This is a genomic window from Bradyrhizobium sp. CSA112, assembly GCF_029051645.1.
Lineage (GTDB): Bacteria > Pseudomonadota > Alphaproteobacteria > Rhizobiales > Xanthobacteraceae > Bradyrhizobium.
On the sequence record NZ_JAACFS010000008.1, the window covers coordinates 141,059 to 162,087 of the forward strand.

Genomic DNA, 21,029 nt, shown 5'->3' on the forward strand with positions numbered 1-21,029 from the left:
TCCCTTCACCACATGTTGAGGACGAGGCGTGCCTCGTCGGACATCCGATCGGGCGTCCAAGCCGGATCCCATACCAGGTTGACATTGACGACGCCGACGCCGGGAACGCTGGCGATCGCGTTCTCCACCATGGTCGGCAGCTCGCCGGCCGCCGGACAGTTCGGCGTAGTGAGCGTCATCGTCACGTCGACGCCGCGGTCGTCCTTGAGGTCGACCTTATAGATCAGGCCGAGCTCATAGATGTCGGCGGGAATTTCCGGGTCGAACACCGTCTTCAGCGCCGCGACGATTTCGGTCCCCAGCCGCTCGGTCTCCTCGGGCGGCAGCGCCGACTGGGTTTCCATATTGGCTGACTTGACTTCGGCCGTATCACTCATGAGAACAAATCCCGCGCCTTGATCAGCGCCTGTGCCAGATGGTCGACTTCTTCCCGGGTATTATACATCCCAAACGACGCGCGGCAGGTGGCTGTGACATTGAACCGCTCTAAAAGCGGCATCACGCAATGGGTGCCCGCACGCACCGCGATGCCCTGCCGGTCGATCACGGTCGAAACGTCGTGGGCATGGGCACCCTTCATCTCGAAGGAAATCACGGGGCCCTTGTTGCGCGCAGTGCCGATCAACCGCAGCGAATTGATTTCCCGCAGGCGCTCCTGCGCATAGGAAAGCAGGTCATGCTCATGCGCGGCAATGCGCTCCTTGCCGATCGAGTTGACGTAGTCAATCGCAGCGCCCAGCCCGATCGCCTCGACGATCGGCGGCGTGCCGGCCTCGAACTTGTGCGGCGGATCGCCATAGGTGACCCAGTCCTTTGCCACCTCGCGGATCATCTCGCCGCCGCCATTATAGGGCCGCATCGCGACCAGGTGCTCATGCTTGGCGTAGAGCGCGCCAATCCCGGTCGGGCCATAGATCTTGTGGCCGGTGAAGGCGTAGAAATCGCAATCAAGGTCCTGCACGTCGATCGGCAGATGCACCGCGCCTTGCGCTCCGTCGATCAGCACCGGAATGCCGCGGTCATGGGCGAGCTTCACGACCTCCTTGACCGGGACGAAAGTGCCGAGCGCGTTCGACATCTGGGTGATGGCGACGAGCTTGGTGCGCGGCGTCAGCAGCTTCTCGAATTCCTCGATCAGGAAATTGCCGTCGTCGTCGACCGGCGCCCATTTGATCACGGCCCCATGGCGCTCGCGCAGGAAGTGCCAGGGTACGATGTTGGAGTGATGCTCCATGATCGAGAGCACGATCTCGTCGCCCTGCTTGATGTTCGGCTCGCCGAAGGACGACGCCACGAGATTGATGGCTTCGGTGACATTGCGGGTGAAGATGATTTCTTCGCTACGCCCTGCATTGACGAATTTCGCCACCTTGGCACGGGCGCCCTCGTAAGCCTCGGTCGCGGCATTGGCTAGGTAATGCAGGCCGCGATGCACGTTGGCGTATTCGCTTGTGTAAGCCTCCGTCATGCGGTCGAGCACGGCGGTCGGCTTCTGCGCGGAGGCGGCGTTGTCGAGATAGACCAGCGGCTTGCCATAGACCTTCATCGCCAGCGCGGGGAAATCCTCCCGCACGCGGGCCACGTCATAGGCACCATTCCTGACCGCCGGGTGCTGCGTCATGCCCGTGCCTCCAGCCAGCGCTGCGCGGCTGCAATTGCGAGTTCTCGCAGATGGTCGTTGACGATGGATTCAATCGCCTCGCCCACGAAGGCCTGAATCAGCAGCGCCTGTGCTTCCTTCTCGGAAAGGCCGCGGGCGCGCAGATAGAACAAGAGGCTCTCGTCGAGCGCGCCGGTGGTCGCGCCATGACCACAGGTGACGTCGTCAGCGAAGATTTCGAGCTCCGGCTTGTTGTCGGCCTCGGCGTCGTCGGACAACAGCAGCGCCCGCGTCATCATCTTGGCGTCGGTCTTCTGCGCGTCGGGACGCACGATGATGCGGCCCTGGAACACCGAATGGCCGCGGTCGTCGGCGACGGCGCGGAACACCTCGCGGCTGGCGCAATGCGGCACCGCGTGGTCCATCAATAGGGTCGTGTCGGCGTGCTGGCGGCCGTTGAGCAGATTGACGCCATTGGTCTCGACCCGGGAGTGTTCTCCCGCGAACGCAATCGTCGCCTGGTAGCGGCTGACAGCAGCGCCCGAGGTCAGGCCAAAGGTGTTGAAATGCGCATGCGCACCCAGCGTCACCACGGCGGAGGAGATATTGAAGGCCTCACGGCCGTCCTCGACCAGTCGAACATGGTCGAGCCGCGAATTGTCGCCGATCGCGAGAACCAGCGAGTCGTGGGCCTGATAGATCTTGGCACCGTCGGCCGCAATGTAGCTTTCGACCAGCGTCGCGCCGGCATCCTTGCCGAGACGCAGCAGGGAGCGCGTAAACATCGCCGCGGGCACAGGCCCACTGGCGACATGAATGATTTGCAGCGGCTGCTTCAGCACGATGCCGTTGGCGATCTCGATCACCACGCCATCGGTCATCATCGCGCTGTTGAGCGCCACCATCGGATTGGTGTCGTCGGGCGTGAACAACTGCGTCTGCAGCGCGGCATCACCGGCCTCCAGCACTTCCTGCAAGGTGCGGACGGTAACGCCATTCTCCAGGCCGCCGAGCTCGGAAAGCTTTGGCGCGAACACGCCATCTACCAGCACCAGCCGGCGCGCGCCCTTGACCGCCTGCAGTTTCACAGCCGTCGCAGCCCGCGTCAGCGCGGCGGCATCCGGCGCAGGCGCCAGCGGCAGCAGCTCGCGCATCAGCGCGCGCAGATCGGTGTATTTCCAGTCCTCGATCCGGCGATGCGGCAGGCCTGCACGTTCATAGGCTTCGAAGGCGACACTTCGTGCTTCGGCCACCTTGCCGGCGCCGGGCAACCGGCCGCGCGCGATCGCAAAGCTGTCGCTCAGCGCCCGTCCGGTCTCGTTCTTTGCCAATACCAGGTTCATCACAAATCCGCTTTGCGTCAGGCCGCGTCTTCGAACTGGGTATAGCCGGAAGCCTCGAGCTCCAGCGCCAGATCCTTGCCGCCGCTTTTGACGACCCGGCCCTTCGACATCACGTGCACGAAGTCAGGTATGATGTAATTCAACAGCCGCTGGTAGTGGGTGATGACCACCATGGCGCGCTCCGGCGAACGCAGCGCGTTGACGCCATCAGCCGCGATCCTGAGCGCGTCGATGTCGAGGCCTGAATCCATTTCATCGAGGATGCAGACGGCCGGCTCAAACAGCGCCATCTGTAAGATCTCGTTGCGCTTCTTCTCGCCGCCGGAAAAGCCGACATTGACGCCGCGCTTGAGCATGTCCTGCGGGATGTTCAGCGACTTTGCGACTTCGCGAACCTTCTTGAGAAACTCCGGAGACGAAAGCTGGCTTTCGCCGCGCGCCTTGCGCTGGGCATTCAATGCGGTGTGCAGGAAATTCCAGGTGGTGACGCCGGGGATTTCGACCGGGTACTGGAACGCCAGGAACACGCCCTTGGCGGCGCGCTCATCCGGCTCCATCTCCAGGAGATCCTCGCCCCTGAACAGGATCTCGCCGTCGGTGACGTCATAGCCCGGCTTGCCGGCGATGACGTGCGACAGCGTCGATTTGCCGGAGCCGTTCGGCCCCATGATCGCGTGCACCTCGCCCGGATTCACGGTGAGCGTCAGCCCGTGGAGAATTTCGTTATCCTCGACACGAACTTTCAGATTTTTGACTTCGAGTAATGACATGGCTTTCCCTGGTCGAAATTCGTTTAGTGGCGCCGCCGGATCGGGCGTTCATAGGCGACAATCGCGGCGTCCGGGCACGCTTTTTCCAGACTTGCGATCTCGCCAAGCTTGGCCGCATCGAGCTCCGCCACTGCGATCAAATTGCAAAGTCCATCGCCGACGCCCGCGCGGCAGTTCACCCGATAGGCCATCAGATAAACATCCATCCTGTCGGCGGCGGCCTCAAGGCGGCGCGCCTGCGCGGCGCTTGGCCTGAACCACTCTGAACGGTCGAGCCGCGACAAACTGGGTTCGTCGATCTCGTTCAAGATCGGCAGCAGCGTGCGCATCTCGCTGATATCAGGCGCGATCATCCCACGCTGCCTTCCAGCGAGATCGAGATCAGCTTCTGCGCCTCAACCGCAAACTCCATCGGCAGTTGCTGCAGCACGTCCTTTACGAAGCCGTTGACCACGAGGCCGACCGCTTCTTCCTGGCTGAGACCGCGCTGGGTGCAGTAGAACAGCACGTCCTCGGAAATCTTCGACGTGGTCGCTTCGTGCTCGAAGGTCGCCGACGAATTCTTCGCCTCGACGTAAGGAACGGTGTGCGCACCGCACTTATCGCCGATCAACAGCGAGTCGCAGGCGGTGTAGTTGCGCGCGCCAGTGGCCTTGCGGTGAGCGGTGACCAGCCCGCGATAGGTGTTCTGCGAGACGCCCGCCGCGATACCCTTGGAGATGATCCGGCTGGTCGTGTTCTTGCCGAGATGCAGCATCTTGGTGCCGCTATCGACCTGCTGGTGACCGTTCGAGATCGCGATCGAGTAGAACTCGCCGCGCGAATTGTCGCCGCGCAGGATGCAGCTCGGATATTTCCAGGTGATCGCCGACCCGGTCTCGACCTGGGTCCAGGAGATCTTCGAATGGTTGCCGCGGCAGTCGCCACGCTTGGTGACGAAATTGTAGATGCCGCCGAGGCCCTCGGAATTGCCCGGGTACCAGTTCTGCACCGTCGAGTATTTGATCTCGGCGTCATCGAGCGCGACGAGTTCGACGACGGCGGCATGGAGCTGGTTCTCGTCGCGCTGCGGCGCGGTGCAGCCTTCGAGATAACTGACGTAGGAGCCCTTGTCGGCGATGATCAGCGTGCGCTCGAACTGGCCGGTGTTGCGCTCGTTGATGCGGAAATAGGTCGACAATTCCATCGGGCAGCGCACCCCCGGGGGCACGTAGACGAACGAGCCATCCGAGAACACCGCCGAGTTCAGCGTCGCGAAATAATTGTCCGAGGTCGGTACGACCGAGCCGAGATACTTCTGCACCAGCTCAGGATGCTCGCGGATCGCTTCCGAGATCGGCATGAAGATCACGCCGGCCGCCTTCAGCTCCTTCTGGAACGTGGTCGCCACGGAAACTGAGTCGAACACGGCGTCGACGGCGATCTTGCGCTCGCCTTCCGGCTTCACGACGCCTTCGAGCACCTCGACTTCCCGCAGGGGGATGCCGAGCTTCTCGTAGGTCTTGAGGATTTCCGGATCGATCTCGTCGAGCGAGCCGATCTGCTTCTTCGGCTTCGGCGCCGAGTAGTAATAGAGTTCCTGATAGTCGATCTTGGGATAGTTGACGCGGGCCCAGGTCGGCTCGGTCATGGTCAGCCAGCGGCGATAGGCCTCCAGCCGCCATTCCAGCATCCAGGCCGGCTCGTTCTTTTTCGCTGAAATGAAGCGGACGGTGTCTTCCGACAGCCCCTTTGGGGCCTTGTCGGACTCGATCAGCGTCTCAAACCCATATCGATATTGATCGACGTCGATGCGCCTGACGCGCTCGACCGTCTCTTGAACGGCTGGCATTCCATCCTCCGCTCGCGGTTTCAAGGACCGCGGTGGAACAATTGCTAAACAGTGACGAAGCGTTCCGGCGAAACTCACTTAGAACGTTTCAAGCCGTGTTTCGTCGCCCTCTAAGTAAGGCATCGGCAAGCTTTCGCCAAGCCTCAAGGGCCAAATCAATGTCTACCTGGGAGGTAGACCAGCCCATACTGAGCCGCACCGCTCCCTGAGCCAGGTCCTTACCGAACCCCATGGCGGCGACGACGTGCGAAGGCTGGACCTTGCCGGAGGAACAGGCGGAACCGGAGGACACGGCGATACCGCCGAGATCGAAGCCAATCACGGCTGTTTCGGCCTTCAAACCGGGAACCGTGAACAGCGTGGTATTCGGCAACCGCGGGGTATCAGCCGAAAATACAATCATACCAGGGGTTTGCATCAACCCCTTCTCAAGCCGCTCGCGCAGTGCTTGCAACCGCACAGCGTCGCCAGCCAGCGCGTCCATTGCGACGGTGGTCGCCGCGCCAAAGGCCGCGATACCAGCGACATTCTCGGTGCCGGCGCGGCGTCCCAATTCCTGTCCGCCGCCGCGCAGCAGCGGCTCCAGCCCCTGCACGCCCTCGGCCATCACAAGAGCACCGACGCCCTTGGGACCGCCGATCTTGTGCGCAGACAGCGTGACCAGATCGGCTCTTATCAAATTGATATCAAATGGTATTTTTCCCAAGGCCTGGATCGCATCGACGTGCAGCAGCCCGCCTGCTTGATGCACGATGTCAGCGACTTCGCCGACCGGTTGAACGGCGCCGGTCTCGTTGTTGGCCAGCATCACCGACACCAGCGCGGGCGGCCCGTCAGCGAGCAAAATACGCAGATGGTCGAGGTCGACCAGGCCGGAGCCAGTGACCTTGATCGTCCGGATCGCGCCCGCGGAAAACCGTCCCCCTGACAGCACCGAGGTATGTTCGATAGCCGAGACCAGCAGCCGCGTGACCGGCTCTGCCGAGCCCCGGCGCAGCCCCGGCGTCAGCGCCAGCGCGTTCGCCTCCGTCCCGCAGGACGCAAACACCACATCCTGCGACCGGGCGCCGACGGCCACCGCGATGGCGGCACGCGCATCCTCAACCAGCCGGCGCGCCTGACGCCCTTCGGTATGAACCGAGGACGGGTTGCCGGCCATGTTCCAGGCGGCTGCCATCGCCTGCCTCGCCTCGGGGCGAAGTGGCGTGGTTGCATTCCAGTCGAGATAGATCCGGTCAGCCATTGCTGTATAATATTACCTATATCGGCAGACAGCTCCCGCCAGCAGTGGCCTCGCGCCTGCGCGAGACGTCTTATGGCAATTGGGGATCGCGCCGTCTCTTACAATCGGAGGCTAACGCGTTGAACAGCCTTCCAGATGTTCAATATGCTTGCTTTTTGCCCCTCGCCTCATGCTAGAAGGCCGCAACCAGTTCACGGGAGCGCCCGTTCGCGCATCGCCCAACGACGCATGATCACATTTTCGCCGCCGGATCACGTCCGTTGCCTAGGGATCATCAATGCCTGAAGTAATTTTCACCGGCCCCGCGGGCCGCCTCGAAGGCCGTTATCATCCGGCCAAGCAGAAGAACGCGCCGATCGCGATGATCCTGCATCCGCACCCGCAGTTCCACGGCACGATGAATCACCAGATCGTCTACCAGTGCTACTACGCATTTGCGCATCGCGGCTTCTCTGTATTGCGATTCAATTTTCGCGGTGTCGGCCGCAGCCAGGGCTCGTTCGACCACGGCACCGGCGAACTCTCGGACGCCGCTTCCGCGCTCGACTGGGCGCAGACTATCAACCCCGAAGCGCGCGCCTGCTGGGTCGCGGGCTTTTCGTTCGGCGCCTGGATCGGCATGCAACTCCTGATGCGCCGGCCCGAGGTCGAAGGCTTCATCTCGATCGCGCCGCCTGCCAACCTCTATGACTTCTCCTTCCTCGCGCCCTGCCCGTCGTCAGGCCTGATCGTGCACGGCGAGAAGGATGCGGTGGTACCGCCAAAAGACGTCAACACGCTGGTGGAGAAGCTCAAGACCCAAAAGGGCATCGTGATCGATCAGCAGATCATCCCCGGTGCCAACCACTTCTTCGACGGCAAGCTGGAGCCGCTGATGGAGACGGTGACCGGCTATCTCGACATGCGGCTCGCCAACGTCCGCTAGTGCTGTTCGTGCCCCGGACGCGGTGCAACACGAAGTGGTGCACCGCAGAACCTATCCTTTCTGCTGTTTCCGTTATCAGCATGGGTCCCGGTTCTGCGAAGCAACGCTACGCGCTGCATCGCGCCCGGGACACGCGGGCCCACGCTACCATCCCGGCAAAGCGCTACGCTGCCAGTTTCAGCATATGCGCGTTATGGCGCACCAGGAACGCGTGCAGCAATTGCGGATAGTCCGGCCCGACTGCCGTGCGCACGCTCGGCCGCTGTGCCAGCGCCTTTCGCCATGCACGGACCTTCGGCGTGTCGGCGAAGACCGAGAGATCGATCAATTGATCGAACACGTCGAAATAACGGAAGATCGGCGCGAACACCGCGTCCACCAGGCTGAACTTTTCTCCCGCAAAATATGGACCCGCGCCCAGCGCCTCCTCGACCCGTGCGAATTTTTCGGCAACGGCCTTCCGCTTGCTTTCAAACACCGCGGGATCGCCGGTCGTCTCCAGGCCCCATAGTTCGCCGAGAATCGTCGAGCCGAACTCCATCCACGCGCGGTGCTGCGCGCGCTTGAGCGCATCCTGCGGGTGCAGCTTCGCGCCTCCTTGTGTCTCCTCGATGTATTCGCAGATGACGTTGCTCTCAAACAGCGCAGCCTCGCCGTCGCCGGTTTCGACAAGCAATACCGGCACCTTGCCGAGCGGCGAAATCTTCAAAAACCAGTCGGGCTTGTTGGCGAGATCGATGTCGAGCCGCTCAAACGGAACGCCCTTTTCGGTGAGCGCGATCACGGCGCGCTGCACATAGGGGCAAAGCTTGTGGCTGATCAGCGTGAGTTTTGGTGCCATGACGACCTCCCAGGCGAAGCCCGGGCAGGCTTCGCTCCATGCATCTGCATCTAATTAGATGCATTTGCATGCAGTCGTCAAGATCGATGCAGTTGCATCAACAGATCTTGAACCGGTCACGGTCGCGCGATGATGCCCCCGGTCATCGGGAATGCCACCCCCGTGGTGGCGGGGTAGCTGAGCGGCAGGCCCTTCAGGCCCCGTGCCGCCAGAAAGCCGAAGGCCTGCGCCTCGATGGCGTCGGACGCCCAGCCCAGCGTGTCCGCCGCGCGGACTGTCGCCGGGGCCAGACACTCACGCAGCATCCGCAGAATGGTCAGGTTGCGGGCGCCGCCGCCGGCCACGATCCAGTTCTTGGGTTCCTTCGGCAGCAGCGGCACCACCCTGGCGATCGCGGCTGCGGTAAACGCGGTCAGCGTCGCCGCGCCATCCTCGGGCGGCACATCGCCAAGCTTCAGCCCCGCAAAATCGTTGCGATCGAGCGATTTCGGCGGGGGCAGCGAAAAGAACGGCATCTGCAGCGCGCGGGAGATCCAGGCCGCATCGACCTTACCCAACGCAGCAGTGCGGCCCTCGGTATCGAAACGCTGGTTCAGCCAGCGGAACATGTAGTCGTCGAGCAGCGCATTACCTGGGCCAGTGTCGCAGGCGATTAGCGTATCGCCGTCGATATAGGTGATGTTGGCGACCCCGCCGATATTGACCACGACAGTCGGCCCCTCCCAGTCCAGCGATTGGGCGAGCGCGCGGTGATACACCGGCACAAAGGGCGCGCCCTGCCCGCCAGCTTCGACGTCGGCAGCGCGGAAATCGTACATGACCGGAATGTGGATCGACTTGGCAAGCGCGGCCGCGTCGCCAATCTGGACGGTCAACTTTCTGTCGGGCCGATGCAGCACGGTCTGGCCGTGAAAGCCGACGATGTCGATGTCGTCAAAACGCAACCGGTGTTGCGCGGTAAAGGCGGCCACCGCCTCGACATGCGCTGAGGTGACGATCCGCTCGGCCTCGCGCAGGCAACCGGGCCGCGCCGCACGGTCCGGCAGGTCGGCGGCCTCGTACAGCGCCTGCCGCAGCAAGCTGCGCTCCATTTCGGTATAGGGCCGGTAGCCGGACGGCCCTAGGGCATTCACCCGGCGGCCGTCGGTCTCGATCAAAGCGACATCGACCCCGTCGAGCGAGGTGCCGCTCATCAGACCAAGTGCCGTCAACATCATTTTAAATCGTGCCTTTGCAACGCCCTGCTCGATCGTCCCGCCGACGACGATCAGCTTGTGCCAAACACGGACATCTTATAATGCCACAGCGCCCGGGTTTGCGGCAGCCTGTTCCGCGATGGTTCCGCTAACAGTTACAATTACAGTGAAAATAGAATGATCAAAGCAGCCCGCCATGACCGCATTTAAATCAGATTTCCTGAACATTTTACAGGAGCGCGGCTTCATCCACCAATGCTCCGATTTCGAGGGCCTCGACGCGCTGGCCGCGAAGGGCCAGGCGACCGCCTATGTCGGCTACGACTGCACGGCGCCGTCGCTGCATATCGGCAATTACCTCACCATGATGATGCTGCATTGGCTGCAGCAGAGCGGCAACAAGCCGATCACCCTGATGGGCGGCGGCACCACCATGGTTGGCGACCCCTCCGGCAAGGATGAATCGCGCGCAATCCGCTCGATCGAGGAAATCGAGGCCAACAAGGCCTCGATCCGCGGCGTGTTCGCGAAGGTACTGCGCTACGGTTCGGGCCCGAGCGATGCCATCATGCTCGACAATGCCGAGTGGCTGACGAAACTGAACTACATCGAAATGCTGCGCGACGTCGGCCGGCACTTCTCCGTCAACCGCATGCTGACGATGGACTCGGTGCGGCTCCGTCTCGAGCGCGAGCAGGAGATGAGCTTCATCGAATTCAACTACATGGTCTGCCAGGCCTACGACTTCGTCGAGTTGGCACGGCGCACCGGATGCCGGTTGCAGATGGGCGGCTCCGATCAATGGGGCAACATCGTCAACGGCGTCGATCTCGGCCGCCGCATGGGCACGCCGCAATTGTTCGCGCTGACGACGCCGCTGCTGACGACTGCCTCCGGCGCCAAGATGGGCAAGACCGCGCAGGGCGCGGTGTGGCTCAATGCCGATCAGTTCAGCCCTTACGATTTCTGGCAATACTGGCGCAACGTTGAGGACGCCGACGTCGTCAAATTTCTAAAGCTGTTCACGGTCCTGCCGATGAGCGAGATCGCAAAGCTCGCGGCATTGCAGGGCGGCGAGATCAACGAGGCCAAGAAGGTGCTGGCGACGGAAGCGACCGCGCTGTTGCACGGCCGCGAGGCCGCCAACACGGCGGCCGAAACCGCCCGGCAGACTTTTGAGCAAGGCGCGATCGCGGAGTCGCTTCCGACGGTGCAAGTTTCGCGCGGCGAACTCGATGCCGGCATCGGCGTCCCGGGCGCCTTCGTCAAGGCCGGCCTCGTGGCCTCGAACGGCGAAGCACGTCGCCAGATCAAGGGCGGCGGCTTGCGCGTCAACGATGCGGCCGTGACCGACGACAAGATGGTGCTGACGCCGTCCAACCTCACGCCGGAAGGCGTCATCAAACTTTCCATGGGGAAGAAAAAGCACGTCCTGCTGAAGCCGGCTTGAGCCTACCTGCATAGGCGCATTCGTTTTTGAGGCTTGCGGCTATCAGCGGAAACGCGCTCCCATGCTCGCATGGATAACAAGACCCGCGGGGAGGATATCGCGACGCAACCGCTCGAGCCGGGGCGGGTTGCACTCAACGTGCTGGCGCTGTGCTTTACTCTGGCGCTCCTCGGCCGCGGCCTCGGCGAGAGCTTTACGGTTTTTCTCAAACCGATCTCGGAGAATTTCGGCTGGGACCGCGCCCAGGTGGTCTCGGTCTATTCGCTGACCTGGCTGGCCGGCGGGCTGATGGCGCCGGTAGTCGGCCGGCTGTTCGACCGCTACGGCCCCCGCGCCGTCTATTCGCTGGGACTGCTGCTGCTCGGCGGCGCGTTCCTGGTGGCCTCGCAGGCGCAAGCACTGTGGCAATTCCAGTTGAGCGTTGGTCTCTGCGTCGGGATCGGCATCGCCTTCATCGGCAACGTACCGAATTCCATCCTGCTCGGGCGCTGGTTCGGCCCGCGGTTGCCGACGGCGATGGCGATTGTCTATTCCGCAACCGGTGCAGGCGTATTGGTGCTGCTGCCGGCGTCGCAGCTTCTGATCGATCACATCGGCTGGCGCGGCGCCTACCAGATCTTCGGCCTCATTGCGCTATGCCTGCTGGTACCGTTGTTGCTGCTACCGTGGCGGCTGTTCGCCACGGGCTCGCCGCACATCGCCAAAAAAGCCGATCCCGATTTCGTCGACAGAGGCTGGACGCTTGTGAGCGCTATGCGCCACCACGCGTTCTGGGCGCTGTTTTCAACCTTCTTCTTCACGGCAATCGGCATGTACGCGATCTCGGCGCAGATCGTCGCCTATCTGATCGACGCCGGCTTTCCGCCACTGCAGGCCGCGACCGCCTGGGGCTTTTCCGGCATCGTGCTGCTGTTCGGCATGCTGGGCGTGACCCAGCTCGATGCGATGATCGGACGAAGGCCGTCCGTGCTGCTCAGTTACGCCATCTCGATTCTAGGCATCATCCTGCTGTGGCTGCTGCAGTACTATCCGAACTTCTGGCTGCTCGGCGCCTTTGTCGTGACCTTCGGCAGCATGATCGGCTCGCGCGGTCCGCTGATCACGGCGACCGCGATGAGGATCTTTCGCGGCGAACGGGTCGGCACCATCTACGGCACCATTTCGATCGGCAGCGGCCTTGGCTCGGGATTCGGCGCATGGGCCGGCGGCCTGATCCACGACTGGACCCACAGCTATAATCCCGTGATCGCGTTCGCGCTGGTCGCCGTGGTGCTCGGGATGATCCCGTTCCTCGTAGTGCCGGCGCTGCGGCGGTAGCTAGGTCTCGGCCTGCCTGCCGGGGCTCTTCTTGGTTGCCGCGATCGTTTCAAGCAGCCAGCTTTTGAATGAGAGCATCGCGGGTGATGGTTGCCTTGAATGCAGCGACGTAATCCAGTAATCGCCAAGCGCCACTTCGATCTTGAAAGGACGTACCAGCCGCCGTTGACGAACCTCGTCCTGGAATAACGCCGCCGGCAACAACGCAACGCCGAAGCCGCGCGCCGCTGCGCTGGCGATCGTGATCGATGAATCGAACACCATTCCTTTGAGGACCGGGCTCTGCAGTCCCGCTGCAGTAAACCAGCGCGGCCATTCCTCCTGCCGGTAGGAACGCAGCAGCACCTCGCGCTTGAGATCGGCCGGCCGGCTCAGCCTGCGAGCCAGCGAAGGCGCGCAGAATGGGGTAAATGGCGCCCCCATCAAGTGGGTCGCTTCGGTGCCGTGCCATAGGCCATCGCCAAACCTGATCGCGTAATCGAGGCCTTCGCCCGCAATGTCGATACGGTTATTGTTGGTGAACAGGCGCAAATCGATCTTCGGATACGCCCTCCTAAAAGCGTCGAGCCGCGGCAGCAACCATCCCGAAGCGAAGGTACCGACCACGCCGACCGCGATGACCTCCTGATAGCGACCGTCTTCAAAGCGGTTGAGCGTTTCGGTGAGCCGGCCGAAGGCCTCGACAATGCTCGGCAGCAGCAATTGTCCTTCATCAGTGAGCGCGACGCCGCGCGGTAGCCGGCGAAACAACTGTACGCCAAGCCGGTCCTCGAGCACCTTTACGTGCTGGCTGACGGCCGCCTGCGTGACTCGAAGTTCCAGGCCAGCGCGGGTGAAACTGAGATGGCGCGCCGTCGCTTCAAAGGCCCGTAGTGCATTGAGCGGAAGGTGCGAAAGCTTCGTCCGGCGCCGCATTGCTCGTCCCTAGTTTTTCTTATGCCTGCCCGCAGAACTGATCGTTTGTCAAGACGACGACCTATCGGCACCTTCCCGCCCGCAATACGGAGGGATTCGAAAGTGATCACCAGAAGACAGTTCCAGCTTGGATGCGGTGCAGCGCTGATAACGACTGCGCTGAGCGGCCGGCAAGCGATATGTGCGTCGACCGCAAATCAACGACTGATCGACGAAATCAGGCGTCTGGAGCGCGAGAGCGGCGGCCGGCTCGGTGTTTGCGTCCTGGACACGGCAACGGGTGCTCGTCATGTCCACCGGGGTGACGAACGCTTTCCGATGTGCAGCACCTTCAAGATGCTGGCAGCCGCCGCGATCCTGGCGCGGGTAGATGCCGGCAAGGAACAATTGACGCGGCGCATAACCTTCGACGCATCCGCACTCATCGTGTACTCACCCGTAACCGAGAAGCGCGTCGGCGGCGACGGCATGACGCTCGCCGAGGTTTGCGAAGCGGCGGTGACGTTGAGCGACAACACGGCCGGCAATCTCCTGCTTGCCGGCATCGGCGGACCGCCGGGGCTGACGGCCTTCGTGCGGAGCCTCGGCGACCAAGTCACGCGGCTGGACCGGGATGAGCCCTCGCTCAACGAGGCTTTGCCCGACGATCTCCGCGATACCACGACACCGAATGCGATGGCTTCGAATTTGCAAGCGCTGATCCTTGGGACTAAAGCGCTATCGGCGGCATCGCGCGAGCAACTGACGGCATGGTTGGTCGCCAACAAGACCGGCGACGCCCGACTGCGTGCAGGTTTTGCGAAAGACTGGCGCGTCGGCGACAAGACCGGTACTGGTGCCCGAGGCACCAACAATGACGTTGCTGTGATCTGGCCACCCCGCAAGGCGCCCATCGTGATCACCGCCTATCTGACTGGCGCCACCGTTTCTGCCGCGCAGCAAAACGCCATTTTGGCTTCGGTCGCGCGGGCGGTCTCGGCCATGGCCTCTGGCTAGGTGCTGAATGCACGCAGCAACTGGCGGATTATCGGTAGCAACCATTGTCCTGTGCTTTGCAGTGCCGAGCTCGACTCCGTCAATCGCGTCGAACGATATATTTGCCGACCGGCCGGCATTTTCCGTAGCGGAGCAGCCCGCGCGGATGCCGGCCGACTGCAAGGATGTCAGGCGGATGGCGGATGGCATTCCTGAACGCGACTACCGGATCGATCTCTCGGTGGTCGGCAACCTCACGGCGGTGCAGACGGATCAAGTCTTGTGGTATCTCGTGCTGTGCTCACCGCCGGATATCAGGATCATGTGCGTGACCTACCAATCCAACGGCCTAGCGGTTGGCGACAGGGTCATCGTGAGAGGCGGATATCGACGACGCGACGTCAACCATGTCCTGCTGGATCCATGTCTGGCGAGCAGACCAGAGCAGTGAATTCTACCGAGAGAAAGCTTCCCATCCCGAAGCTTCCATTCGATCATCCACCAACCTGCGACGCGGCCTGCCTAATTGTTCGGCGGCAATTCGACCGGAGTGTTGTTCTGCTTGCCGGTATTGAACTCGAAGATCTTCCGCAACACACCGGGCATCACCGCCGAAATCGGATTGACGCGAAGTACCGGCTGGCCCGGCGTGCCAACCACTTCATAGGTGACGCCGATCAGGCCCTCGTTGCTGCCGCCGCCGAGGAACAGGCCGAGCACGGGAATCTGACCGAACATGTTGTTCAATCCATACATCGGAACGAAGGTGCCGCTCATGCGAACTTGATTGGCCACGGTATCGATGCTGCCTTCGATCGTTGCCCCGACCATCGGTCCTTTCACGACACCATCGCGGATCGTGAGCTGTCCATTCTGCCGGGTGAATTCGGCCCGCAACGCGGTAAAGGAAACGCCGCTCTGAGTGCCAGAAGAGCCACCTGCGGCCACTCGGTCGAGCGAAGCCTCACCCTTGATGGAGAAGTCGCGGACGTTGATCAGGCCTTCCTTGGCGCTCGGTTCGACCGTCGGCGGCTCCATCGCGAGCGAGAGCTGGCCACCAATTACCTTGGAGTACATGTCAGTGAAGCGTAAGAAGGCGCCCGCATCGTTGCTCTGCAGGATAATGATGTCCCGGCCATGCCCCTGCCCGCGGCCGCGCAGATCGGCGGTCAGAGGCGTGTCGCGCCCGACTTTGCCGGACAGCGTAAAGTTTCGGACAATGCCGTTGCGGCGGGAGAACTTGCTATCGACGCTGCGCAACGCCTCACCGTTGAAGCCTGCCACCGCGCCGAGCTTGAGGTCGATGTCGAGGTCGATATTCCTGGACTTGTTCTTGGGATCGGAGTCCTTGCCCGAGATCGCCGATTTGAGGAAGCCGCGGCCGTCGAACACGTCGCCGCGCATCGTGACCTTCACGACGCCGTCGGCGCCGCGTTCGGCCTTCAGCGTGGTCCTGTCGCCATCCGACGGGGCGTAGGTCGGGAAGCTCGCCATCAGCAGGTCGCCATTCTGGTCAACTTCGAGCGATCCCTTGATCGAAACGCCGCCGCCTTCGACCACGATGTCCTGGAACAACGTCGATTGTTCCTTCTTCACCACAGTGAACGTCGCCTTGCCCGACTTGCCGGGCACCTTGACCCAACCCGGCAGGATGTTGTCGAGCCGTAGCGAGGTCAGATCGGCCTCGATGCCGACGCGGCTGTCATTCTCGCCGATCTTGCCGATCACCTTGATCGGAATTGCGCCGCTCACGGCAGATCCAAGGTCGATCCCGAGGCGTGCACGGCTGGCGTCGTCAAGCGTGGCCTGCAGCCTGATATCGGCGTCGCCCTCGTTCGGCTTGCGATAGTCGAGCGAGGCCGCCTGCCCATTAATCTTGACGTCGCCCCTCACCTGATAGCCGGCGTTGTTGGCGACCACCTTCAGCGTATTGGCTTCCAGCTTCTGGTTCATCACGAGCTTGTCGGCGGCAAATCCGCCGATGTCGGCCGTGACGGTGTAGGTGGTATCGGCTTTGGTCATTGAGCCCTTGACGGGCATGCCGAGCAAGACGGTAGCGGTAACGTTGCCCTTGCTGGAATTCGGATCGATCAGATTGCCTGATACGTCGCTGATGCGGTCGGAAGCCAGAATCTCGGCCGCCGCCGGCACCGGACAATCCACCCTGAACTTCACCCGCGAGGGCGACGGCTTCGGCGCCATGTCCGGCACCTCGAACGTGAAATCGGAAATGTTGATCTTGCGCCCGGCGGGCGTGTCGGCAATCCCTTGCCCGATCGTCACCGTTGCCGTTCGCCCGGTAACCCGCGCTTTCAAGTCCGCATCGCGGACCGCGGGCATGTCATCGACCGGACGCGCCGTGACGCCGGAGGCTACGATGTTGACGGCCAGACCATCGTCCGGAATCGGCGGCCCCTTGCGCGACAAATTGCGCACCGGCGAATTGACGCCGACCTCGATGCGCTGGAGCGTGCCGCGCTCGATCCGCTCGATCACCCATTCGCGCACTTCGGGCACGATCAGGATCGGCCACATCCGCTTCAGTGCGGATGCCGACATCGGCGTTCCCGCGAAACCAAGCTGGAGCCGCGCCTCGTTCGCATAGTCGATGCTGCCGGTACCGGCGATGCCGATCTCGCCGTTGCTGATATCGGCCTGGGTGAGCAGCACCCGTTTCCGGTCGGTGTCGAAGCGCATGCCGATGTTGATACGGTTGAAGATCAGCGGCGGTTCATTGTCGGTGCCCGCCAGCAGAATCGTGCCACCGCTAAAGCCCGCCTGCCATTCGGTGGTGGCGCCGTTCGGCGGTTCGAGATGGGCGAGCAGCGTGATCCGGTTCGCGCCGGAAACGACCTTGAAGGGCGCGACCAGCACACGACGTCCGGAATCCCATTCGACGCTCACCTCGGCCGAATCGATCGCCATCGGATAGTCAGGCGTATCGGTATCAATGAGGTTGCCGGCGCCGGCGCTGATCTTGCCGCGGAAATAGGTCGGCAGGCCGTCGCGGCCCAATTCGCCCTTCAGCTCGCCGGAGAGCGGCAATTCCGCGCTGTAGGTCAGATCCTTGACCCGCATCGCCAGCAGAATATTGGCGGCCGGTACCTTGTCGGCGCGAAGATCGACCGACCGCACGCCGTTCTGCTGCGGGCCGACCGCGACCTTGAGTGACCATGGGTGCGCGCCCTCCTCGCCAAGGCTTACCGCGACCCCGCCGCCGCGCGGCCGGCGCATGCTGAGGCTGATATTCTCGAACGTCCATTTGTTGCCGCGCTGCTGGTCGTCGACAACGAGATTGCCGTTCTTGAGGCCGATCTCGTTCAGATTCTGTCCGTCGAGGCCGGTCAGGCTGAGGCTGTCGAGCCAGTCCAGGCCGGCCAGCAATCCGCTCTGCGTCGTGTCGGGAGCCGTCGCCGCCGAGCCCTGGGCGGGTGCGGGCGCCTGGCGCGGGAATGTCGGCGCCATGCCGGCATCGCGCTTGGAGGCGACGCCCGTCGCCAGCGGCTTGGCGGTGTCGCCGGCAGACACCGTCACCTGGCCGTCCGGCGTGATTCGCACGGCGAGTTCGGCGTCGACCAGATTGAGGCTTTCAGCGCGCAGCCGCCCCAGCAGAAGCGCGGTGCCTGATAGTTTCACCTCGGCCTTCGGCGCGGTGGCGACGACAACCTGATCGCGATCGCGGACCACGATGTCACGGATGCGCACCGCGATTCGAATCCGACCGGCCCGCTCGATCTGCGTACCGCCGACCGCAACCGTATTGCCGTGCCCGATATTTTCTTCGATGGCGGCTGCGAGCCAGGGCGTCGCCACGTCGAGATTGATCGGCCCGGCGCCGAGCCGCCACCACAGCCCGCCGAAGCAGCCGATGAAAATCACGGCCAGTACGGCGATTACAATCGCCACGCGCTTGACCCAGCGCTCGCCGGTCAGCCAGCGCTGCAGCCCTGCAAACCTGTCGCCCAGCCGATGGAATCTGGAATTGGAACGCGACAACAGCCGCTTTGTCCGATGGCGCGCCGCCTCGTCAGGCTCTTGATCCCAGCCGGCCGCATCATCCCACTGAGAGATGTGGGCCTCGGCACCCGGATTCGACCCCTTGGGCGAAGTATTCCTAGCCATTGCCTCTCGGTGCCGGCGCTGAGGTTGATCGCCGCCAACGGCGCGCTCTTCGATTCGTATCGAGCGCTCCTGTGCCGGCATCGCTGCCAATCCTCGATTAATACTGTTACTCGTGGTCGGGCCCAAGGATTCATTGGGCGGCCCCATCGACGAGCGGACGGGTGTAGCGTCGAATTCCTTGTAACCATACTCCGGGGTCATCAAAGTTGCCCAGCAGCCGGAGCGAATCCGACGGTCAAGGGCGAGACCCGCAATACCCTAATGGTTGATCTGCGGAAAGCGACGAAAGGAAGGCGTATGTCCAAGAAAACGCGCAAGAAATCCTCCAAGCCATCCCCCAAAAGCCGCAAGACGCCCGCCCGCAAACCATCCGTGGCCAAGACTGCTGGCCGCCGTGCTGCGGCATCGGTCAAAAAGCCTGCCGCCAAGGTAGCCAAAACCGCCGCCACGACGGCTACCAAGGCGGCCGTCGGAAAACCGGACAAGACGGCCAAATCCGCGTCGGTCAAAGCGTCGCACAAGCCGCCATCGAAACAGTTAAAATCCAATCTATCGGTCCCGCCCAAACCGGCTACCGGAACCGGACTGGTCGAGGGCGCAATGGCTCCCGGCTTCAGCCTGCCGCGCGATGGCGGCGGCAGCGTCTCGCTGGCCGACTATGCGGCCAAGAAACTGGTGCTGTTTTTCTACCCCAGGGCCGATACCCCGGGCTGCACCCGGGAGGCGATCGACTTCACGCGGCTGAGCAGCGCGTTTGCCGAAGAGGGAGCCGCGGTGCTCGGCATCTCGGCCGACACCGTAAAGGCCCAGGAATCCTTCCGCAGCAAGCATCAGCTTTCGGTTCCTCTGATCTCAGATGAGCAACATGAGATGCTGGAGGCCTATGGCGCCTGGGGCGAAAAATCGATGTACGGCAGGAGCTTCATGGGAATCATTCGAACGACGGTTCTGATCGGCGCCGACGGGCGGATCGCCAAGATCTGGCGCAATGTGCGGGTCGATGGCCATGCCGACGAGGTGCTGGCCGCCGTCCGCGCCATGTGATTGGCAGGTTCCATTTCCCAAAAATTAACCATGAAAGGGTCAAATCGGCACCGCAAATTGAGCCGTACGGAATTGGTGTCCGACCGGCGCGGGAGTGCCGATGTCGTACCGTTCCGGTCATCATTATTCCGATCACCACCATCCCCATGACCACGGCCGGACGCCGCCCCGGCGTCCCGCCCCCCATGCGGCAAAGGCCGCAGCACTGGACGCCGACGGCTACACCATCGTCCATGCCGGCAAGCAGGTCCGGTTCGGCCCTGTCGTGTTCTGGATCGTTGTCGGCACAATCGTGCTGCTCGGCATGTGGTCGGCGGCGACCGCCACCTATTTCGCGTTCCGCGACGACGTCCTGACCCGGCTGATCTCCCGTCAGGCCGAGATGCAATACGCCTATGAAGACCGAATTGCGGAGCTACGCGCCAAGGTCGACCGCACCACCAGCCGCCAGTTGCTCGATCAGGAACAGTTCGACCAGAAGCTCGACCAGATCATGCGCCGCCAGACCGCGCTCGAATCGCGCGCCACTGCGCTTGGCGCGATTCCGGATAGCGCGGCCACCGGTTCGCTTCGGCCTCCGGCCCGCGGCGCGGCCTCGGAGACGCCGGCTTCCGGCACCCTGAAACCCTCCCCGATCAGCGACACCGTCATCTTCGTGGCGCCGCCGGATCGCGAAGCGCGACTGGAATCGCGCGCGCCCATCGTCATCAAGCCGCAGCCAAATCAGTTCGCCAAGGTTCAGGGCATCGACAACGTTCTGGTCCGTCTGCAGACCTCGCTCGATTCGGTCGAGCGGCGGCAGATGGCGGCGTTGAGCTCGGTCGAGGACGGCATGGAATCGCGCCTCCGCCGCATGCGCGGCGTGTTCACCGATCTCGGCCTCGACATGGCGCAGCTCGAAGCGGCAACGCCTCGTTCCGCCATCGGCGGCCCGTTCGTGCCGGTGAAGCTTTCGGCCGACGCCGGCACGTTCGAGCGCCAGCTCTACCGGATCAACGTCACCCGTGCCCAGATGCAGCGCCTCAACGCGACGCTGGCGCTGGTCCCCTATCGCAAGCCCGTTGTCGGCGAGGTCGAATTCACCTCGGGCTTCGGTGTTCGCAGCGATCCGTTCCTCGGCCGCCCGGCCATGCACACCGGTCTCGACTTTCGCGCCGCCACCGGCGATCCCGTGCGCGCCACCGCGAACGGCAAGGTCGTCTCATCGGGATGGATGGGCGGTTACGGCCGCATGGTGGAGATCGATCATGGCAACGGGTTGTCGACCCGCTATGGCCATCTGTCGGAAATTCACGTCAGGGTCGGCGACGCCGTCAGGATCGGCCAGGTGATCGGCGCCGTCGGCTCGACCGGCCGCTCCACCGGCCCACATCTGCATTATGAAACGCGGATCGACGGCGACGCGGTCGACCCGCAGAAGTTTTTGCGCGCGGGCGTCAGGTTGAGCGCGGGCTGAG

Annotated in this window: 18 protein-coding genes; 7 read left to right on the forward strand and 11 right to left on the reverse strand. The window is 63.0% G+C overall.

Annotated features, from left to right (window positions below; genetic code table 11):
- Positions 1–5: 5 nt before the first annotated feature.
- The 7 genes from GWE18_RS17435 to GWE18_RS17465 all read right to left on the reverse strand — a co-directional run bounded on the left by GWE18_RS17435 (position 6) and on the right by GWE18_RS17465 (position 6,787).
- Entirely contained in the window at positions 6–377 is a 372-nt protein-coding gene (locus GWE18_RS17435) for an SUF system Fe-S cluster assembly protein (RefSeq protein WP_057850527.1), read from the reverse strand.
- Positions 374–1,621, reverse strand: a complete 1,248-nt coding sequence (locus GWE18_RS17440; protein ID WP_275186922.1) for a cysteine desulfurase — start codon at positions 1,619–1,621, stop codon at positions 374–376. Before GWE18_RS17440 ends, GWE18_RS17435 begins: the two co-directional genes overlap by 4 nt.
- Positions 1,618–2,943, reverse strand: coding sequence for a Fe-S cluster assembly protein SufD (gene sufD / locus GWE18_RS17445; protein WP_275186923.1), 1,326 nt, complete (start codon positions 2,941–2,943; stop codon positions 1,618–1,620). Before sufD ends, GWE18_RS17440 begins: the two co-directional genes overlap by 4 nt.
- A 17-nt stretch (positions 2,944–2,960) precedes the next feature.
- Positions 2,961–3,713, reverse strand: coding sequence for a Fe-S cluster assembly ATPase SufC (sufC, locus tag GWE18_RS17450; protein WP_275186924.1), 753 nt, complete (start codon positions 3,711–3,713; stop codon positions 2,961–2,963).
- A gap of 23 nt (positions 3,714–3,736) precedes the next feature.
- Positions 3,737–4,042 carry a hypothetical protein gene (locus GWE18_RS17455; RefSeq protein ID WP_275186925.1) on the reverse strand — a complete coding sequence of 102 codons (306 nt, stop codon included), beginning with the start codon at positions 4,040–4,042 and terminating at the stop codon, positions 3,737–3,739.
- Between the two features lie 20 nt (positions 4,043–4,062).
- Positions 4,063–5,544 (reverse strand): Fe-S cluster assembly protein SufB, encoded by a 1,482-nt coding sequence (gene sufB / locus GWE18_RS17460; RefSeq protein WP_275186926.1) that lies wholly within the window; start codon positions 5,542–5,544, stop codon positions 4,063–4,065.
- A gap of 88 nt (positions 5,545–5,632) precedes the next feature.
- On the reverse strand, positions 5,633–6,787 hold the full coding sequence (locus GWE18_RS17465) for a cysteine desulfurase family protein (RefSeq protein WP_275186927.1): 1,155 nt from the start codon (positions 6,785–6,787) through the stop codon (positions 5,633–5,635).
- 277 nt (positions 6,788–7,064) lie between these two features.
- Here GWE18_RS17465 and GWE18_RS17470 point away from each other — a divergent pair, with 277 nt between their 5' ends.
- Entirely contained in the window at positions 7,065–7,712 is a 648-nt protein-coding gene (locus tag GWE18_RS17470) for an alpha/beta hydrolase (protein ID WP_025589847.1), read from the forward strand.
- A gap of 163 nt (positions 7,713–7,875) precedes the next feature.
- Here the strand turns inward: GWE18_RS17470 and GWE18_RS17475 are convergent, their stop codons facing one another.
- Entirely contained in the window at positions 7,876–8,553 is a 678-nt protein-coding gene (locus GWE18_RS17475) for a glutathione S-transferase family protein (RefSeq protein WP_275186928.1), read from the reverse strand.
- A 116-nt stretch (positions 8,554–8,669) separates the two neighbouring features.
- Positions 8,670–9,770 carry an anhydro-N-acetylmuramic acid kinase gene (locus GWE18_RS17480; protein WP_275186929.1) on the reverse strand — a complete coding sequence of 367 codons (1,101 nt, stop codon included), beginning with the start codon at positions 9,768–9,770 and terminating at the stop codon, positions 8,670–8,672.
- A gap of 175 nt (positions 9,771–9,945) precedes the next feature.
- Here GWE18_RS17480 and tyrS point away from each other — a divergent pair, with 175 nt between their 5' ends.
- Positions 9,946–11,199, forward strand: coding sequence for a tyrosine--tRNA ligase (gene tyrS / locus GWE18_RS17485; RefSeq protein WP_275186930.1), 1,254 nt, complete (start codon positions 9,946–9,948; stop codon positions 11,197–11,199).
- Positions 11,200–11,268: 69 nt separating this feature from the next.
- Positions 11,269–12,516: an MFS transporter gene (locus GWE18_RS17490; RefSeq protein ID WP_275186931.1), complete on the forward strand. Its 1,248-nt coding sequence runs from the start codon at positions 11,269–11,271 to the stop codon at positions 12,514–12,516.
- On the opposite strand, the gene GWE18_RS17495 is transcribed toward GWE18_RS17490, so the two are convergent.
- The gene (locus GWE18_RS17495) at positions 12,517–13,431 is read right to left on the reverse strand and encodes a LysR family transcriptional regulator (RefSeq protein WP_275186932.1); all 915 of its coding nucleotides are present in this window, start codon (positions 13,429–13,431) and stop codon (positions 12,517–12,519) included. It abuts the gene before it with no gap.
- A gap of 102 nt (positions 13,432–13,533) precedes the next feature.
- Here GWE18_RS17495 and bla point away from each other — a divergent pair, with 102 nt between their 5' ends.
- Together bla and GWE18_RS17505 are read left to right on the forward strand one after the other, a co-directional pair.
- Positions 13,534–14,427: a class A beta-lactamase gene (gene bla, locus GWE18_RS17500; protein ID WP_275186933.1), complete on the forward strand. Its 894-nt coding sequence runs from the start codon at positions 13,534–13,536 to the stop codon at positions 14,425–14,427.
- Positions 14,428–14,602: 175 nt separating this feature from the next.
- Positions 14,603–14,857, forward strand: coding sequence for a hypothetical protein (locus GWE18_RS17505; protein WP_275186934.1), 255 nt, complete (start codon positions 14,603–14,605; stop codon positions 14,855–14,857).
- A 71-nt stretch (positions 14,858–14,928) separates the two neighbouring features.
- On the opposite strand, the gene GWE18_RS17510 is transcribed toward GWE18_RS17505, so the two are convergent.
- Positions 14,929–18,609, reverse strand: a complete 3,681-nt coding sequence (locus GWE18_RS17510; protein ID WP_275186935.1) for a DUF3971 domain-containing protein — start codon at positions 18,607–18,609, stop codon at positions 14,929–14,931.
- 216 nt (positions 18,610–18,825) lie between these two features.
- Here GWE18_RS17510 and GWE18_RS17515 point away from each other — a divergent pair, with 216 nt between their 5' ends.
- Together GWE18_RS17515 and GWE18_RS17520 are read left to right on the forward strand one after the other, a co-directional pair.
- The gene (locus GWE18_RS17515) at positions 18,826–19,572 is read left to right on the forward strand and encodes a peroxiredoxin (RefSeq protein WP_275186936.1); all 747 of its coding nucleotides are present in this window, start codon (positions 18,826–18,828) and stop codon (positions 19,570–19,572) included.
- A gap of 100 nt (positions 19,573–19,672) precedes the next feature.
- Positions 19,673–21,028, forward strand: a complete 1,356-nt coding sequence (locus GWE18_RS17520) for a M23 family metallopeptidase (protein WP_275186937.1) — start codon at positions 19,673–19,675, stop codon at positions 21,026–21,028.
- The last annotated feature ends 1 nt before the right edge of the window (position 21,029 follow it).

Bases quoted from the DNA above. Each gene is read 5' to 3' on its own strand.
- GWE18_RS17435 (WP_057850527.1), bottom strand. From the start codon at position 377: ATGAGTGATACGGCCGAAGTCAAGTCAGCCAATATGGAAACCCAGTCG.
- GWE18_RS17440 (WP_275186922.1), bottom strand. From the start codon at position 1,621: ATGACGCAGCACCCGGCGGTCAGGAATGGTGCCTATGACGTGGCCCGC.
- sufD (WP_275186923.1), bottom strand. From the start codon at position 2,943: ATGAACCTGGTATTGGCAAAGAACGAGACCGGACGGGCGCTGAGCGAC.
- sufC (WP_275186924.1), bottom strand. From the start codon at position 3,713: ATGTCATTACTCGAAGTCAAAAATCTGAAAGTTCGTGTCGAGGATAAC.
- GWE18_RS17455 (WP_275186925.1), bottom strand. From the start codon at position 4,042: ATGCGCACGCTGCTGCCGATCTTGAACGAGATCGACGAACCCAGTTTG.
- sufB (WP_275186926.1), bottom strand. From the start codon at position 5,544: ATGCCAGCCGTTCAAGAGACGGTCGAGCGCGTCAGGCGCATCGACGTC.
- GWE18_RS17465 (WP_275186927.1), bottom strand. From the start codon at position 6,787: ATGGCTGACCGGATCTATCTCGACTGGAATGCAACCACGCCACTTCGC.
- GWE18_RS17470 (WP_025589847.1), top strand. From the start codon at position 7,065: ATGCCTGAAGTAATTTTCACCGGCCCCGCGGGCCGCCTCGAAGGCCGT.
- GWE18_RS17475 (WP_275186928.1), bottom strand. From the start codon at position 8,553: ATGGCACCAAAACTCACGCTGATCAGCCACAAGCTTTGCCCCTATGTG.
- GWE18_RS17480 (WP_275186929.1), bottom strand. From the start codon at position 9,770: ATGATGTTGACGGCACTTGGTCTGATGAGCGGCACCTCGCTCGACGGG.
- tyrS (WP_275186930.1), top strand. From the start codon at position 9,946: ATGACCGCATTTAAATCAGATTTCCTGAACATTTTACAGGAGCGCGGC.
- GWE18_RS17490 (WP_275186931.1), top strand. From the start codon at position 11,269: ATGGATAACAAGACCCGCGGGGAGGATATCGCGACGCAACCGCTCGAG.
- GWE18_RS17495 (WP_275186932.1), bottom strand. From the start codon at position 13,431: ATGCGGCGCCGGACGAAGCTTTCGCACCTTCCGCTCAATGCACTACGG.
- GWE18_RS17505 (WP_275186934.1), top strand. From the start codon at position 14,603: ATGGCGGATGGCATTCCTGAACGCGACTACCGGATCGATCTCTCGGTG.
- GWE18_RS17510 (WP_275186935.1), bottom strand. From the start codon at position 18,609: ATGCCGGCACAGGAGCGCTCGATACGAATCGAAGAGCGCGCCGTTGGC.
- GWE18_RS17515 (WP_275186936.1), top strand. From the start codon at position 18,826: ATGTCCAAGAAAACGCGCAAGAAATCCTCCAAGCCATCCCCCAAAAGC.
- GWE18_RS17520 (WP_275186937.1), top strand. From the start codon at position 19,673: ATGTCGTACCGTTCCGGTCATCATTATTCCGATCACCACCATCCCCAT.